10 protein-coding genes are annotated in these 14,790 nt (G+C 70.6%); 2 read left to right on the plus strand and 8 right to left on the minus strand.

Going from position 1 to position 14,790, the window contains the following annotated elements:
* Positions 1–263: 263 nt before the first annotated feature.
* Positions 264–1,673 (minus strand): sensor histidine kinase, encoded by a 1,410-nt coding sequence (locus CBM2588_RS27945; RefSeq protein ID WP_115683481.1) that lies wholly within the window; start codon positions 1,671–1,673, stop codon positions 264–266.
* Positions 1,670–2,389, minus strand: a complete 720-nt coding sequence (locus CBM2588_RS27950; protein WP_115683482.1) for a response regulator transcription factor — start codon at positions 2,387–2,389, stop codon at positions 1,670–1,672. Before CBM2588_RS27950 ends, CBM2588_RS27945 begins: the two co-directional genes overlap by 4 nt.
* Positions 2,390–2,632: 243 nt before the next feature.
* Here CBM2588_RS27950 and CBM2588_RS27955 point away from each other — a divergent pair, with 243 nt between their 5' ends.
* Positions 2,633–4,621 carry a ligand-gated channel protein gene (locus CBM2588_RS27955; protein WP_439897471.1) on the plus strand — a complete coding sequence of 663 codons (1,989 nt, stop codon included), beginning with the start codon at positions 2,633–2,635 and terminating at the stop codon, positions 4,619–4,621.
* A 61-nt stretch (positions 4,622–4,682) separates the two neighbouring features.
* Here the strand turns inward: CBM2588_RS27955 and treF are convergent, their stop codons facing one another.
* The 3 genes from treF to CBM2588_RS27970 form a co-directional block, all read right to left on the minus strand.
* Positions 4,683–6,470: an alpha,alpha-trehalase TreF gene (gene treF / locus CBM2588_RS27960; RefSeq protein ID WP_115683484.1), complete on the minus strand. Its 1,788-nt coding sequence runs from the start codon at positions 6,468–6,470 to the stop codon at positions 4,683–4,685.
* 128 nt (positions 6,471–6,598) lie between these two features.
* Positions 6,599–8,023, minus strand: a complete 1,425-nt coding sequence (gene mdtD / locus CBM2588_RS27965; protein ID WP_115683485.1) for a multidrug transporter subunit MdtD — start codon at positions 8,021–8,023, stop codon at positions 6,599–6,601.
* 98 nt (positions 8,024–8,121) lie between these two features.
* A complete protein-coding gene (locus tag CBM2588_RS27970) occupies positions 8,122–10,311 on the minus strand; it encodes a TonB-dependent receptor family protein (protein ID WP_115683486.1) in 2,190 nt (729 codons plus the stop codon).
* A 309-nt stretch (positions 10,312–10,620) separates the two neighbouring features.
* Between CBM2588_RS27970 and CBM2588_RS27975 the strand changes: the two genes are divergently transcribed.
* Positions 10,621–11,241, plus strand: a complete 621-nt coding sequence (locus tag CBM2588_RS27975; RefSeq protein ID WP_012356616.1) for a flavodoxin family protein — start codon at positions 10,621–10,623, stop codon at positions 11,239–11,241.
* Positions 11,242–11,248: 7 nt separating this feature from the next.
* Here the strand turns inward: CBM2588_RS27975 and CBM2588_RS27980 are convergent, their stop codons facing one another.
* The 3 genes from CBM2588_RS27980 to CBM2588_RS27990 are packed head-to-tail and all read right to left on the minus strand — an operon-like array spanning position 11,249 to position 14,777.
* Positions 11,249–12,649, minus strand: a complete 1,401-nt coding sequence (locus tag CBM2588_RS27980; protein WP_115683487.1) for a DUF3526 domain-containing protein — start codon at positions 12,647–12,649, stop codon at positions 11,249–11,251.
* Positions 12,646–14,064, minus strand: coding sequence for an ABC transporter permease (locus CBM2588_RS27985; protein WP_115683488.1), 1,419 nt, complete (start codon positions 14,062–14,064; stop codon positions 12,646–12,648). The genes CBM2588_RS27980 and CBM2588_RS27985 overlap by 4 nt, the downstream gene beginning before the upstream one ends.
* Positions 14,061–14,777 (minus strand): ABC transporter ATP-binding protein, encoded by a 717-nt coding sequence (locus CBM2588_RS27990; RefSeq protein ID WP_115683489.1) that lies wholly within the window; start codon positions 14,775–14,777, stop codon positions 14,061–14,063. The genes CBM2588_RS27985 and CBM2588_RS27990 overlap by 4 nt, the downstream gene beginning before the upstream one ends.
* Positions 14,778–14,790: the final 13 nt, after the last annotated feature.

A 14,790-nucleotide genomic window follows, 5' to 3' on the forward strand; every position in this document is an offset into this window, starting at 1 on the left:
GCTTGCGGATCCGGCGGATCCCGCCCTGCCCCGTGCCGCGTGCAACTGCCGATCAGCTTGTGCATTTGCCGGCCGCCCCGGGGACAAGTGGAATATAGGGATGGGGCTTAATGCCACCAATCAGGCAAGCCTTAGATCTTGTTCGGAATTTTCCCTTTGACAGGGCAGGGTCACCCCATGATGCGTCGGCACCACCAGCGGCTGGCGTGGCGGCCAGCCAGCTCCCTGCAGGCCGCCCTGTTGCAGGGCCGGCGCCGCGCGCGTCAGGCCAGGCGCGGCAGGTGCACCGATACCGCCAGTCCGCGCGGCTGCGCATTGCGCGCGGATACCGTGCCGCCATGCGCGGCGATACCCGCCTGCGCGATACTGAGCCCGAGCCCTGCGCCGGCCGGATGGCCCGGGCCGCTGCGCACGCGATAGAACGGTTCGAACAGGCTTGCCAGCGCATCGGCCGGCACGCCGGGACCACCATCGACGATGTCGAGCCGGATCGCGTCCGCGTCAGCCCGCAGCGTCACGCTCACCGGCGCGGCCGGATCGGTGTACCGGATGGCATTGCGCAGGATGTTCTCGATCGCGCTGCCCAGCGCCGCGGCATCGGCATCGAAGACCAGCTCGTCCGGCGCGGTCCAGTGGATCGCCACACCCCGGGCCGCGGCCTCGAAGCGGGCATCGGCGACGATCACGTCGACCAGATCGGCGAGGTCGACGGGGCTGCGCACCGGCGCCATCGCATGCAGCCGTGCCAACTGCAGCGTGCGTTCGACCAGGGCATCGAGCCGCTCGGTCTCGCGCTCGATGCGATCGAACTGCAGCGCGAGCGTGGCATCGCGGCGGCGCGCCAGCTCCAGCGACAGGCGCAGCCGCCCCAGCGGCGAGCGCAGCTCATGCGCAATATTGCGCAGTAGCTGCTCGCGCCAGTCCACCAGGCGCTGCAGCTGATCGGCCATGGCGTCGAAATCTCGCGCGAGCTGGCCGAGTTCGTCGGCGCGGCGGGCCAGCACCGGCGGCGTGCGCGTGGCCAGCTCGCCGTCGGCGAGCGCCTGCGTGGCTTCGCGCAGGCGCCGCACCGGGCCGGCCACGTGCCGCGTCAGGGCCCAGCACAGCGGCGCCGACACCGCCAGCGCGAACAGGCCGAGCGCCAGCGCCACCGGCGACAGGTGCAGCACCTCCCAGCGCGACGAGTCGAACGGCAGGAACAGCAGCAGTACCTCGCTGCCGTCCGGCAGCGCGATCGGTTGCGGGTCCCACCACGACACCCGCGCGCCGGGCCGCGGCACGTGCTCGACCGCGTGGCCGATCATGCCCGCGCGCCACATCGGCACGATGCGGTCGGCCACGTGGTTACGCAGCCGCGTCGGCAGTTGCCGGCCCAGCATGTCCCGCAGCGCGTCGTCGACGATATAGACGTCCAGCGCCGAGTCATGCGAATCCATCGCCCGCAGCCAGCGCCGCAGGCCTGGACGCCCCTGGGTCCGCGCCACCTCGAGCGCGTCTTCGGTGAGCGCGGCGGGGCTCAGGCCGTCAAGCGCCTCGAAGCGGTACCAGGCCACCGCGGCCGTCAGCGCCATGCCGATGCCGACGATCGCGGCCATGCCCAGCCAGAACGCCAGGAAGTTGCGCCAGAACAGCGGCAGCGGGAACAGCGCGCGCATGCGGCGCCAGCCGTTCACGGCGCCTGCACCAGCAGGTAGCCCTGGCCGCGCAGGTTGCGGATCCGCAGCGGCGACGAGGTGGCGTCGAGCGCCAGCTTGCGGCGCAGCGCGCTGACGTGGGTGTCGAGGCTGCGGTCGTAGCGCTCGGGAGCGCGTCCCAGCGCGAAGCGCCCGATTTCTTCACGCGTCACTACCCGGCCGGCCGAGCGCATCAGGATTTCCAGCACGCGCTGCTCGGCGCCGGTCAGCGTGGCCAGCGCCGGTCCGTGCATGGCTTCGCCGGAGGCCAGGTTCAGGCGCAGCGCGCCGGCCTCCAGCCACGGGCTGGCGCCGGTGGCCGGCGTGGCGCACTGGAACCGGCGCAGCACCGCGTGCATGCGCGCGCGCAGTTCGCGCGGGCTGAAGGGCTTGCTCAGGTAGTCGTCGGCACCGAGCTCGAGCCCGAGCACGCGGTCGGTCTCGTCGCCATGCGCGGTAAACATGATCACCGGGCGCTGCGAGCGCGCGCGGTGCAGCCGCAGCAGCTCCAGGCCGTTGCCGTCGGGCAGCATCAGGTCCAGCAGCGCGACATCGAAGTCATTGCGGGCCAGCAGGGTCTCGCCCTGCTCGCGGGTGTGCGCCAGCGTGACGGTGCAGTGGTCGGGCTCCAGGTATTCGCGCAGCATCTGCGCCAGTTCCAGGTCGTCGTCGATCAGCAGCACGCGCGCGGGGGGCGTGTGAGAGCACATCAGCATGCAGCTTGCCGGGGCCCTGGCGGGCGAGGAGTAGTCCGCCGGCCTCCGGTTCCGTCAAGAAACGTCAAGAAAACAAAAGCTTTCCAAAGTGACTGGTTAGCAATTTGCCCCCGATTCTAATATGAGAATGATTGTTATTTGCATACAGCGGGGAAAATAATGAAGGACAGGCAGGCCGCCGGAAGCGGGTGGGCATTGAAGGCGGCAGCACGGGCAGTGGTTGGGACGGCAGCATCGGGGGGCATGCCGCGTGGTCAATGGATGACCGGGCTGGCGGCAATATGCGCGGCGTCGGGCATGACCGGGGCGTGGGCCCAGGCGCAGGAAGCCAAGACGGAAGCCACCCTCGCCACCGTGGTGGTGACCGCGGCGGGCAGCGCGCAGGATATCCGCGATGCACCCGCGTCGATCAGCGTGGTCACGCGTTCGGACCTGGAAAACAAGGCTTACCGCGACCTCAACGACGCGTTGGTGGAAGTGCCGGGCGTGATCGTCAGCGGCGGCGGCGACCGCACCGATATCAGCCTGCGCGGCATGGGCGCCAAGTACACCCAGGTGCTGATCGACGGCAAGCGCCAGAGTTCGCGCGAGACCCGCACCAACTCCGACTCGTCGGGCGTCGAGAGCAGCTGGACCCCGCCGCTCGCCGCGATCGAGCGGATCGAGGTGGTGCGCGGCCCGATGTCGTCGCTGTATGGCTCCGATGCCATGGGCGGCGTGGTCAACATCATCACGCGCAAGGTGCCGAAGCAATGGACCGGCGAGCTGCGCGGCGATGCCACGCTGCAGCAGCACAGCGACTCGGGCAACCAGTACCAGGGCAACTTCTACCTGGCCGGCCCGCTCAAGAGCGACCTGCTCGGGCTGCAGCTGTACGGCCAGAGCACGCATCGCGTCGAGGACGACATCGATTACGGCTTTCGCGGCCGCCGCGCCGAAAGCCTGACCGCCAAGCTGGCGCTCACCCCCACGCGCCAGCACGACATCGTGTTCGAGGCCACCGGCATGCGCCAGCAGCGCAGCGAGACCGTGGGCAAGACCGTGCCGCCGCTGCCGCCCGGCACGCCGTGCCCGCGCACCGGCTGCCCCACCTCGTCCGAGACCGACTACCGCAGCGAGAAGTACGCGTTGTCGCATACCGGCCGCTGGGGCTTTGGCGTCTCCGACAGCTATATCCAGCAAGAGGAGTTCGACAACCGCAGCCGCCGGATGAAAATCAAGAACCTGGATGCGCGCACCAGCTGGGCCATGCCGCTGGGCAACCACATGCTGTCGGTCGGCGCCGAATACCTGAACCAGCGCCTGAACGACCAGACCGGCAACCAGATCGCGGGCGGCCCGAACCGGGTCGAGCGTTACCAGTGGGCCCTGTTTGCCGAGGACGAATGGCGCCTGGCACAGAGCTTTGCACTGACCGGCGGCGTGCGCATGGACCATGACCAGAACTTCGGCCAGCACTACAGCCCGCGCCTGTACGGCGTCTGGCACGCGGCCGAGCGCTGGACCGTCAAGGGCGGCGTATCCACCGGCTTCCGCGCGCCGGACTTGCGCCAGACCGTCGCCGGTTGGGGCCAGACCAGCCGCGGCGGCAACATGTACGGCAACCCGGACCTGAAGCCCGAGACCATGGTGTCGCAGGAACTGGGCCTGCTCTACGACAAGGGCAACGGCCTGCAGGCCGGCATGACGCTGTTCAACAATGACTTCAAGGACAAGATCACGCGCGTGGCCTGCCCGCTCACGCAATGCACTGATGGCCCGAACCAGTTCGGCGCCGCCCCGACCACGTACATGAACGTGGACCGCGCCTACTCGCGCGGCGTGGAAGCCAGCCTGCGCTGGCCCATCGCGCAAGCGTGGTCGCTGACCGGCAGCTACACCTACACCCGCTCGGAACAGAAAAGCGGCCAATACCAGGGCCAGCCACTTAACCAGTTGCCGATGCACCTGCTGGTGGCCACGCTGAACTGGCGCCCGTCGGAAAAGCTCAACGCGTGGGCTCGCGTCAACTACCGCGGCAAGGAAAGCCAGCCGATCACCGGGCCGTCTTCCAGCACCGTAGTGGCGCCGTCATACACCTTCGTCGACCTGGGCGCGACCTACGCGGTGACCAAGAACGTGTCGGTGTTCGCCGGCATCTACAACCTGTTCGACAAGCAGGTGAACTACACCGACTACGGCTATGTCGAGGATGGCCGGCGCTACTGGATGAGCGTGGCGGTGAAGTTTTGAAGGGGTGGGGTTTGGGGCTTGGGGGCAGCAGGTCAGAATCCCTGGCGCGGTACGCTCACCTCTAAGCCCCAACGCCATCCGCGCGGCACGTTGCCGGAACCTCGCCGTAGCGTGCCATCAGCGCCCCGGCAACCGCATTGGTCCAGCCAAAGCCGTCCTGCAGCGGATACTCGCCGCCGCCCCCGCCCTGGGCGGCGCCTTCGATGCGCCGGATGCGGTATTTCTCGACCAGCTTGCATTCGTGGGTGTACAGGCTGGCCACGGTGGCCAGCCAGCGTTGCGCGATCTCGCGCGCGAGGGCCTCGTGGCCATAGCGCTCCAGGCCGCAAACCGCCAGCCATTGCAGCGGCGCCCAGCCATTGGGATGGTCCCATTGCTGACCCGAGGTGCACTCCGTGGTGGCCAGGCCGCCGTCCACCAGCAGCCGTTCCTGCACCGCCTGCGCCACCGCTTGCGCCTGCGCCGGACTGGCCAGGCCGAGATAGAGCGGCATCACGGTGGCCGCGGTCAGGTAGCGGCGCTGCGCGCCGCGGCACCAGTCGTAGTCGACGAAGACGCCCGCGGCACCGTCCCACAGGTATTCCAGGATGGCAGCCTCGCGCCGCTGCGCCGCGGCGCGGTAGATCTCCGCCGCGGCGTCGCCGGCCTGCTCGCACAGCGCGGCAAGCCGCCTTTCCAGGTGCCACAGCAGCGCATTGAGGTCGACCGGCAGCATCGCCGTGGTGCGGATGGTGGCCAGGTCGGCGGGCTGGCCGGCGCGCGGATCTGGCGCATCGAGCCAGCGCGAGCTGAAGTCCCAGCCCGATTCCGCCGCGGCGCGCAGGTCGCGGAACACCATATGGTGCGGGCGGCCGCTGCGCAGCGCGGTCTCCATGTCTTCCAGGAAGGCCTCCTCGCGCGGCCATGGGCGGTCGTCCCAGTAGCGGTTGAGCAGCGCGCCGTCAGGCAGGCAGACCACGCGGCGGTGCGCGTGGCCGGGACACAGGCCGTCGGCGCCGTCCATCCAGAACGCATATTCGCGGCGCAGCTGCGGCAGGAAGTCGAGCGCGCCGGCCAGTTGCTCGCGCTCGAGCAGGTCCACCATCAATGCAAAGACCGGCGGCTGCGAGCGGCTCAGGTAGTAGTTGCGGGTGCCGTTCGGCACCAGCCCGTAGGTGTCGAGCAGGTAGGCGAAATTCCGCGTCATCTCCACCATCAGGTCGCCGTGCCCGCTGCGGGCCAGCCCCTGCATGGTGAAGTAGGAATCCCAGTAATAGAGTTCACCGAAGCGCCCGCCCGGCACCACGTAGCGATGCGGCAGCGGCAACAGCGACGACAGCGGAGGATGGGCCACGGGCGCGCGCGTCAGCACTGGCCACAGCCCGTCGATATGCTCGCGCAGGGTGCTGGCCGGATCGGATACGTAGTGGCTGTCCGGCACGGTGGCGCGGGTGAAGTACGCCTGCACGAAATCCGCCAGCGAGAAGCCGGGCGTGTCGCGGCTCTCGCGATAGCGCGCCACGATCTGGTCCGGGTCGCAGTTGGGAATGCAGTCAGGGAAGGTCTTGCTGTCGGCGAACAGGCCGCTGTGCTGGACGTCGACGAACAGTTCGCAATAGCGTGCCGCGGGCGACAGCACGTCGGCGCAGGCGCAGCCCGGCAGCGTGTGCGGCGGCGGGCAGTCGCGGTGCGTGATCCAGGCGGGCTGCGCCGCCGCATGGATCTTGCCGGGCGCCGCGGCCGGTCCGGCCACGGCGCCGGCCCCGTCGGGCGTGGCCGGGGCGCTGCGCGGCACCGTGCTGCCGCTTGCGGCGGCGCCGGGCGATGACGGTACCGCGGGTTCGGAATCGGGCTTGCCGGTTGGCCGCATGGACGCCTCCTTGTACCGGCCGCGCCGGCTCCGATGGGATAGAAATAGGAGCCGCGGCGCGCACGGTAAGTTCGCCGCCGCCACGCAAAGCGGCGCATGTGCCACGCCGGGACAAGCCCGGGCGCGCCCTAGACCTCCTTCTCGCCGTGTTGCACCGGAATCGCCGGCGCCGGCTCGCGCACGCCCAGCTGCATGAAGATCCAGGCCGACGCGCAGGTGATCAGCCCCATGCAGATAAAAGTCGCATGGAAGGCCGGCAGCACCGCCGCGGGATCCCCGCCAAAGCGGTGCTGGAACGTCGCCAGCAACGCCCCCGCCGCGGTCACGGCCAGGCTCATCGACAGCATCTGCACCATCGACAGCATGCTGTTGCCGCTGCTGGCGCCGGCGCCGCTGAGGTCCTTCAGCGTGACCGTGTTCATCGCCGTGAACTGGATCGAATTGACCATGCCGAACAATGCCAGCAGCGGCACCAGCAGCCACAGCGGCAGCTGCGGCGTGATCAACGCAAAGGCTGCCATCACCACGCCCACCACGAAGGTGTTCGACACCAGCACGCGCCGGTAGCCATGGCGCTGGATCAGCCGTGTGGCGAGCCGCTTGGACGCCATGCCGGCTGCGGTGACCGGCAGCATCATCAGGCCTGCATCGAACGGCGCATAGCCCAGGCTGACCTGCAGCGTCAGCGGGATCAGGAACGGCATCGAGCCGTTGCCGATGCGCGCGAACAGGTTGCCCAGCAGCCCGACGCTGAAGCTGTGGATGCGGAACAGCCGCAACGGGAACAGCGGCTGCTTGCGGCGGTTGGCATGCAGCCCGTAGGCGGTCAGCGCGGCCATGCTGGCGATCAGCAGCATCAGCACGGTGGCGTGCTGGAAGCCCAGCCCGGCCAGGCCGTCGAGCGAGAACGACAGCGCCAGCATGGCGGTGGCCAGCAGCAGGTAGCCCGCGATGTCGAAGCGGCCGACGCCGGCCAGCCGCGCATTGGGCATGTAGCGCACGGTGGCCAGCGCCCCCAGCACGCCGACCGGCACGTTGATCAGGAAGATCCAGTGCCAGGACAGCGCCTGGGTCAGCCAGCCGCCCAGCGTGGGCCCGATCAGCGGGCCGATCATGCCGGGGATGGCGACGAAGCTCAGCGCCTGCAGGTACTGCTCGCGCGGGAAGGTGCGCAGCACCGAGAGCCGCCCCACCGGCAGCAGCATCGCGCCGCCCACGCCCTGCACCACGCGCGCGCCGATCAGGAAGTTCAGCGTCGGCGCGTAGGCGCACAGCAGCGAGCCGGCCACGAACAGCGCGATCGCGGTCTGGAAGATGGTGCGGGTGCCGAAGCGGTCGGCCAGCCAGCCCGAGGCCGGGATGATCACCGCCATCGTCAGCGAGTAGGCGATCACCACCGACTGCATCCGCAGCGGGCTCTCGCCCAGGCTGTGCGCCATCGACGGCAGCGCGGTATTGACGATGGTCGAGTCCAGCGTCTGCATGAAGAAGCCGACCGCCACCACCCACAGCATGATGCGGCGGGTGCGGTCGTCGGGCGCGGGCGAGGTCATGGTGCGGCTCCGGGTCCGGCCGGCGCCGCGCTGACCCGCGCGCCGGCCAAAGCCAACACCTTAAAGGGCAACGACGGCCGAGGCAATCGGCGCCAGGCTTACAGCGCGGCGCGCAGCCCGATGAAGAAGCGCCGGCCCGGTGCCGGCTCGAAGTAGCGTCCGTTGGCCTCGTTGACGATGACCGAGCCGATATAGCGCCGGTCGGCCAGGTTGTCGATGCGGCCGAACAGGTAGAAACGCGTCGGGCCGAGGCGGAAGGCATAGCCGGCGCGCAGGTTGATCACGGCATAGCCCGGCGCCGCCTGGGTGTTGAGGTCGTCGGCATAGACGCGGCTGTCGACACGCAGTTCGGCCCCGAGCGTCAGCGGTGCGAGCGGCCGCCATGACAGGTCTGCGGCCAGGCTGTGGCGCGCCGTGCCGGGCAGGCGATTGCCGGCCGCCACGGCCTGGCCCTGCGCATTGACAAAGCCATCGCCGAAGTACGCATCGAGCCAGGTATAGGCCAGCCCCGCCTCGATCCGGCTGCCGCCGTCCTGGCCCGGCGTGCCGACCTGACCCAGGAAGCCGCCGCGCCAGCCCAGCTCCAGCCCGCGCCGGCGCACGCCGCTGACATTCTGGTAGACGGTGCGGCCGGCGTTGTTCGATTGCGGCACCACCTCGTCATGGCTGTCGGCATCGAACAGCGCCGCTTCCAGGCGCTGCCCCGACCCTTGCCACTTGATGCCGATCTCGCCCTGGCGGCTGGTCGATGCCTGCAGCCCCAGGTTGCTGCCGACGTCGCCGGGGCCGTAGGCGACCTCGGTCAGCGTCGGGGTCTCGAAGCCGCGGCCGAGGTTGGCATAGACGTTGAGGGAGTCCAGCGCATGCCAGACCACGCCGAGCACCGGGCTGACATTGCCGTAGCTGGCGTGGCCGCTGTCGTCGGGGCTGGCCGCGGTGATGAAATGGTCGTCGATGCCCAGCCGCACCCGGCTGGCGCGCGCCCCGCCCACCAGTTGCCAGGCCGGATGAAAGCTCCAGTCGAACTGCGCGAAGGCGCCAAGGTCGGTTGCGGTATTGGTTTCATCGCGGCGCAACGCCCCCTGGGTGCCGTTCTGGTTGACGTAGCCGTTGCGGCCGTCGCGCATGCCGTTGGCTTCGAGCCCGGCGCTCCACAGCAACGGCAGACCCGCGGCCGTGGTGGTGCGCCGGTTCCACGACAGCGCGGCACCGCCGAACGTACGGTCGAGATCGACGATGCCACCGGATGACGTCAGCGCGGCGCCGCTGAAGCCCAGCCGCTGGTACAGGTTGCGCGTGCCGCCGTACAGCCGTGCCGACAGGCTGTCGGTGCCGCTGACCTGGTGGTCCACCACCACCCCGGCCTGGGCCTGCTCGACAGTCTTGCCGGTATCGAACTGGGTGGCCGCGGCCACCGCCTGGCGCGGGTTGGCATCGGCCTGCGCGCGGGTCAGGCCGAGCGGGTCCTGCGCCAGCGGCTGGTTGAAGTAATTGAACTGGCCGGTCACGCGCGTGCCGCTGGCCGGCTGCGCCACCACCCTGGCATTGAGCTGGTAGCGGCGCGCCGCGCTGTGCTCGCGATAGCCGTCGGTCTGGTAGGTCCACGCGTCGAGCGAGCCGCCGAGCCGCTCATTGCCGCCAGCCAGCGCCACGCCGGCCTGCCACTGGCCATCGGCGCCGAAGCCGGTCGAAACGCGCCCGGTAACCCCATCCTTGGGCGGATCGGGCGTGAACACCTGCACCACCCCGCCCGAGGCATTGCCATACAGCTGCGCGAACGGGCCGCGCAGCACCTCGACCCGGCTGGCGTTGGCCAGGTCCGCCGTGGACGCCTGCCCCTGTCCGTCGGGCATGGTGGCGGGGATGCCGTCGACATACAGGCGCACGCCGCGCACGCCGAAAGTCGAGCGCGTGCCGAAGCCGCGTACCGCCAGTTGCAGGTCCTGCGAATAGTTCTGCCGGTCGCGCACCGCCACGCCCGGCACGCCGGCCAGCACCTCCGACAGGTTCACCAGCGGCGTGGCGCTGCGCAGCGGGTCCACCGGCACGCTGTCGACCGCGGCGGGCGCATCGAAGCGGCGTTGCTCGCTGCGGGTGGCGCTGACCACCACGTCCGGCAGGGTCTCGCCGGTGGCCGCGGCAACGGCCGTGCCGGGCGCGTCCGCCGCCAGCGCGGCGGCGCTGGCCAGCATCAGCACCACGCACGCCAGCGTAGAACGCGCCCGGAAACGATGAACGGAGCGGCGCTGCTGCCGCATCGCCGGGATCTGCCTGCCGCCTGGGTGCATGGGAATCGGAAGCGGTTGCGGGTGGGGCGCGGAGTCGGGCAGCGCCGGGCGGGGTGGATATGGCGCAACTTTATCCGGGTCGCGGCGCGATGGCTACGCGCCGCGCTGCCGGGAAAACCCGGGGACCGGGGCCGGGGCCACTTTCCGAACCAATGTTCAGAAACTTTCAACGACTTATTGCGGAAGCACCCCCGCTTGCAGTGCTTTGGCACCCTACACTTTCCTCACCAGCCGCTGCAGCCCGCAAACTTCCGTCAGGCGACGCAGCATAACGATATTCAGATTTTCGAAATCAAAAGGATCGAAATCATGACCACCGCCTCCACCCGCGTTGCCATCGTCTACCACAGCGGCTACGGCCACACCGCCCGCCAGGCCCAGGCCGTCGCGCGCGGCGCCGGCAGCGTCGCGGGCGCCGAAAGCCTGCTGATCCCGGTCGAGGACATCGACCAGCACTGGGATACCCTGGAACAGGTCGATGCCATCATCTTCGGCGCGCCGACCTACATGGGCAGCGCCTCGGCCCAGTTCAAGGGCTTCATGGACGCGACCTCGCGCAACGTGTTCGCCAAGGGCGGCAAGTGGGCCAACAAGGTCGCCGCCGGCTTTACCAACGCGGCCTCGCGCTCCGGCGACAAGCTGGCGACGCTGCAGCAGATCGCCATCTTCGCGGCACAGCACGGCATGCACTGGGTCAACCTGGGCCTGCCCCCGGGCCACAACAATTCCAAGTCGACCGAGGATTCACTGAACCGCCATGGCTTCTTCCTGGGCGCGGCCGCGCAGTCGGATGCGGATGTGAGCGCCGAGGTGGCGCCGCCGCCTGCAGACCTGCGCACCGCCGAACACCTGGGTGCGCGCGTCGCCGAAGTGGCGCAGCAGCTGGTCGCGGGACGGCAGGCGCTGGCGGCGCTGAAGGAAGCGGCCTGAGGCCACGTCAGGGCCGGGCCAGCCGGGCCCGGCACCGCCACAGCAGGCCCAGCAGCGCCGCGGCCAGTGCCAGTTGCTGCAGCCCCGCGCGCCACACCGCATGCCATGGGGGGCTGTCCGTCCAGGCGAAGCGCGGCGCGTCGGCGTAGTCGTGCGGCAGCACGCCGCGATAGCTCATGATGCGCGGCACGAAGAAGGCGCGCCACTCGGCTTCGAAGCGGTTCACCTGCGCCATGTAGCGGGCGTAGCGCGGGGCGTCGTGACCCGCCAGCCGGTCGGCCGCGAGCAGCAGCGACAGCGGCGGCGACAGCCACGCCCAGCGTTCCGCGTGCTCGAAGCGCTGCGCGCGCACGCGCTCGAATTCGGCCGCGATCGGCTCGATCCGCGCGGCCTGGTCGAGATAGCGCGGCATGAATGAAACCGGCCAGCTGTGCTGGCGCGGCGCGGCCGGCGCCCATTGCGGATGGGCGCGGTACCACGCCCGCACCAGGTCCGCCGCGGCGGCTTCGGCGTCCTGCTGGGCGGCGCGCATCTGCACGATCGCGGCCAGCCGCGACGGCATCGGCGCCATGCGGTCGGTGGCCGCCGCGATCATGGCCGGTGCGCCGAACGTGACCACGGCCCACAGGCCCAGGCCGGCCAGCACCGCCGTGGCAGCGGATCCCGGCAGCAGGTTCAGCCATGCACTCGCCGCACTCCAGAACAAGACGAACGCGCTCAGGCAGAACACCCACGCGCCGAAGGCGCGCAGCGTCGCCGCCGGGTCCAGCATGAATGCCAGCAGCGAAGCCAGCACCGCCACCACCCACACCGCGCCCGTCCGCACCGCCATCGCCGCAAGCAGCAGGCGCCAGCCGGCCGCGCCCTGCGCCAGCGACATCCGCCACGTGCCCTGCTCGCGCTCGCCCTGGACCATGCCCGCGCACAGGCACACCAGCAGCAGCGGCACCAGCAACGCGAGCGCCGTCGCCAGGTCTGCCATGCCGTAGCGCTGCAACAGCGGATTGCCCAGCTTCTCCTCGTTGCGGGCGTCGGTATGGCGGCTTTCCACGGTGACGCGGATGGCGGGCGGCAGCAGCTCGAGCATGCCGCTGGCCAGCGCGCGGCCGCCGGCGGCGGGCAACAGTGCCGCAGGCGCGTGCGCCCGGGCGAAGCGGAACGCCGCCATGGCGGCCTGGTCCCCCGCGGCCGGCGACGCCTGCGCGCCAGCCTGGCGCAGCGCTGCCTGCGTGCCGGCTTCCAGCTGCTGGAACTTGCCATGCCAGGCGCGCGCGCCCAGCCCCGACACCACCGCGCAGGCGCACAGCGCGGCAGCGGTCAGCAGCAGCCCCCAGCGGGCGCCACTCGCGCCCCACAACGCCCGCCATTGGGCCGCCAGCAGGCGCCCGGTCTGCCCGATCTGGTTCATGGCCGCATTCTCCGCAGGCAACCGTACAGCCCGGCCAGGGCCACCGCACACCACCACAGCAGGCAGGCGATCTCGGGCCACGCCGCGCGCAGCGCGAAGCCCGCCGGCGGCATGGTGTAGGCAAAGGGCGGGATCGCGCGCCACAGCGATGCGCCCGCATATTTGTCGTCGAACGAGGTCAAGCCGCGCGTATGGCCGGCATCCCAGGTATCGATCGCCGTATTGACGGTCTGCCGGTAGCGCTCGGCGGCGGTCTCGTAGTGGCGCTGGTGCGCAAGGTCGGTGCCGGCCATCTTCATGGCGAAGTTGCGCATCGCCAGCGTGGGGCTCAGCAGCGCGGCCGCGCGCATCACGTTCTCCTGCGCCGCGTAGCGCTGCCACAGCGCATCGAAATGCAGGGCGTGGACGCGGTCGGCGTAGGCGTCGCGCTGCAGCCTGCGCAGCGGTGCGGCGCCCACCGGCAGGTCGGCCAGGCGGGTCACGCCGTAGCGCGCCAGCAGCGCCGCGTCATGGCGCGCGGTGCGGGCGGCCAGGTTGCCGTCGCCCGGCAGCCCTTCCAGGTAGTCGTGCTGGATCGCGGCCCAGAAGGCCTGCGCCGATGGCAGCGGCACGGCATGCCGCGCCAGCGCCGCGCCGGCGCCGGGGACCACGAAGACAAAGGCCAGCCACAGCCCGGCCAGCGCCAGCAACGCGCTCCTGCCGTCGGCCATCCATGCCGACACCGCCAACCCCAGGCCCGCCAGGATGGCGGTGTAGAGCAGGTAGCCGGCTCCCAGGCCGGCGGCGCGCCACCACACCGCGGCGTCGAGCGAGCCTTGCGCATGGCTGGCCACCACCGGTGCCAGCGCCAGCGCGACCGAAAAAACGGCGAAGCCCGCGACCAGCGCGAGGAACTTGCCCGCCAGCAGGCCGGCCGGGGCCACGCCGACGCCGTGCAGCATACGCAGCGTGCCGCGCTGGCGCTCGCCGCTGACGGCATCGAAGCTGACCGCAAACACCAGCAGCGGCAACAGCGCCGCGAACACGAAGCCGGCGCTCAGGTCGCCAAAGCGCGCGGAGGGCAGCGCGTCCTGCGCCGGCTCGAAGCGCGCGAGATTGCGCCGGTGCGGCTCCAGCCACAGCGCCTGGCCGAAGTAATCGCCCAGTCCCGGCTCGATCGCCGTCAGCGCCGAGGCCGGCCGGAACGCATACAGGCCGAAGTGCGCACCGCGGTGCGGATGCTTGTCGCCCTGGTCGTCCCACTGCTGGCGCGTGGCCGCGGCCGCCTGCGCCACTTCGCCGGCGACCGTGGCATGCCGCTGCAGCGACACCAGCACGGCGATGGCCAGCACCACGGTGCCAATGCCCAGCAGCGCCATCGCCCGCCCTTCCCTGACCATCGCCTTGAATTCCTTGCGCAGCAGGGCCCCGATCATGATGCCGCTCCCGCTGCGCGCGCGTGCGCCAGGTAGGCGGCGGTCAGCGCCTGGTGGTCGAGCGTGGAGGCGTCGAACTCGGCCACCAGCACGCCGGCACGCAGGATGCCGATGCGGTCGGCCAGCTGCCTGGCGTTGAACAGGTCATGGGTGGCCATCAGCACCGCCATGCCGGCATCGGCGGCCGCGCGCACGCGGCGCGCCATGTCGTCCGCGGCAGCCGGGTCCAGCCCCGATGTCGGCTCGTCGAGCAGCAACAGCGAAGCCGACCTGGCCTGTGCAATCGCCAGCCCGACCTTCTGCCGCATGCCCTTCGAGTAGCCGCGCACGCGCCGGCCCTGCGCCTCGCGCGCCAGCCCGGCGCGGTCCAGCAGCGCGGCGGCCTCGGTGCGCCACAGCGCAATTCCCGCCATCGCGCAGAAATAGTCCAGGTTCTCCAAGCCGGACAGGTAGGGATACAGCGCGACATTCTCGGGCAGATAGGCTACGCGCCGCCTGACCGCCACCGCGTCGTCCGCCGGCGACAGCCCGTCCACGTGCACCATGCCGGCGGCGGACGGGACAAAGCCCAGGATGGCGTCGATGGTGGTGGTCTTGCCCGCGCCGTTGCCGCCCAGCAAGGCATAGACAGAGCCCGCGGGCACGCAAAGCTGCAGGTGGTCGACCACGCGACGGCCGTCGCGCAGGACGACCAGGTCATGGATTTCAAGCATGTTGGGGTCTCCG

This window comes from Cupriavidus taiwanensis (assembly GCF_900250075.1).
Taxonomy (GTDB): domain Bacteria; phylum Pseudomonadota; class Gammaproteobacteria; order Burkholderiales; family Burkholderiaceae; genus Cupriavidus; species Cupriavidus taiwanensis_C.

Bases quoted from the DNA above. Each gene is read 5' to 3' on its own strand.
- CBM2588_RS27950 (WP_115683482.1), bottom strand. From the start codon at position 2,389: ATGCTGATGTGCTCTCACACGCCCCCCGCGCGCGTGCTGCTGATCGAC.
- CBM2588_RS27955 (WP_439897471.1), top strand. From the start codon at position 2,633: ATGCCGCGTGGTCAATGGATGACCGGGCTGGCGGCAATATGCGCGGCG.
- treF (WP_115683484.1), bottom strand. From the start codon at position 6,470: ATGCGGCCAACCGGCAAGCCCGATTCCGAACCCGCGGTACCGTCATCG.
- mdtD (WP_115683485.1), bottom strand. From the start codon at position 8,023: ATGACCTCGCCCGCGCCCGACGACCGCACCCGCCGCATCATGCTGTGG.
- CBM2588_RS27970 (WP_115683486.1), bottom strand. From the start codon at position 10,311: ATGCACCCAGGCGGCAGGCAGATCCCGGCGATGCGGCAGCAGCGCCGC.
- CBM2588_RS27975 (WP_012356616.1), top strand. From the start codon at position 10,621: ATGACCACCGCCTCCACCCGCGTTGCCATCGTCTACCACAGCGGCTAC.
- CBM2588_RS27980 (WP_115683487.1), bottom strand. From the start codon at position 12,649: ATGAACCAGATCGGGCAGACCGGGCGCCTGCTGGCGGCCCAATGGCGG.
- CBM2588_RS27985 (WP_115683488.1), bottom strand. From the start codon at position 14,064: ATGATCGGGGCCCTGCTGCGCAAGGAATTCAAGGCGATGGTCAGGGAA.
- CBM2588_RS27990 (WP_115683489.1), bottom strand. From the start codon at position 14,777: ATGCTTGAAATCCATGACCTGGTCGTCCTGCGCGACGGCCGTCGCGTG.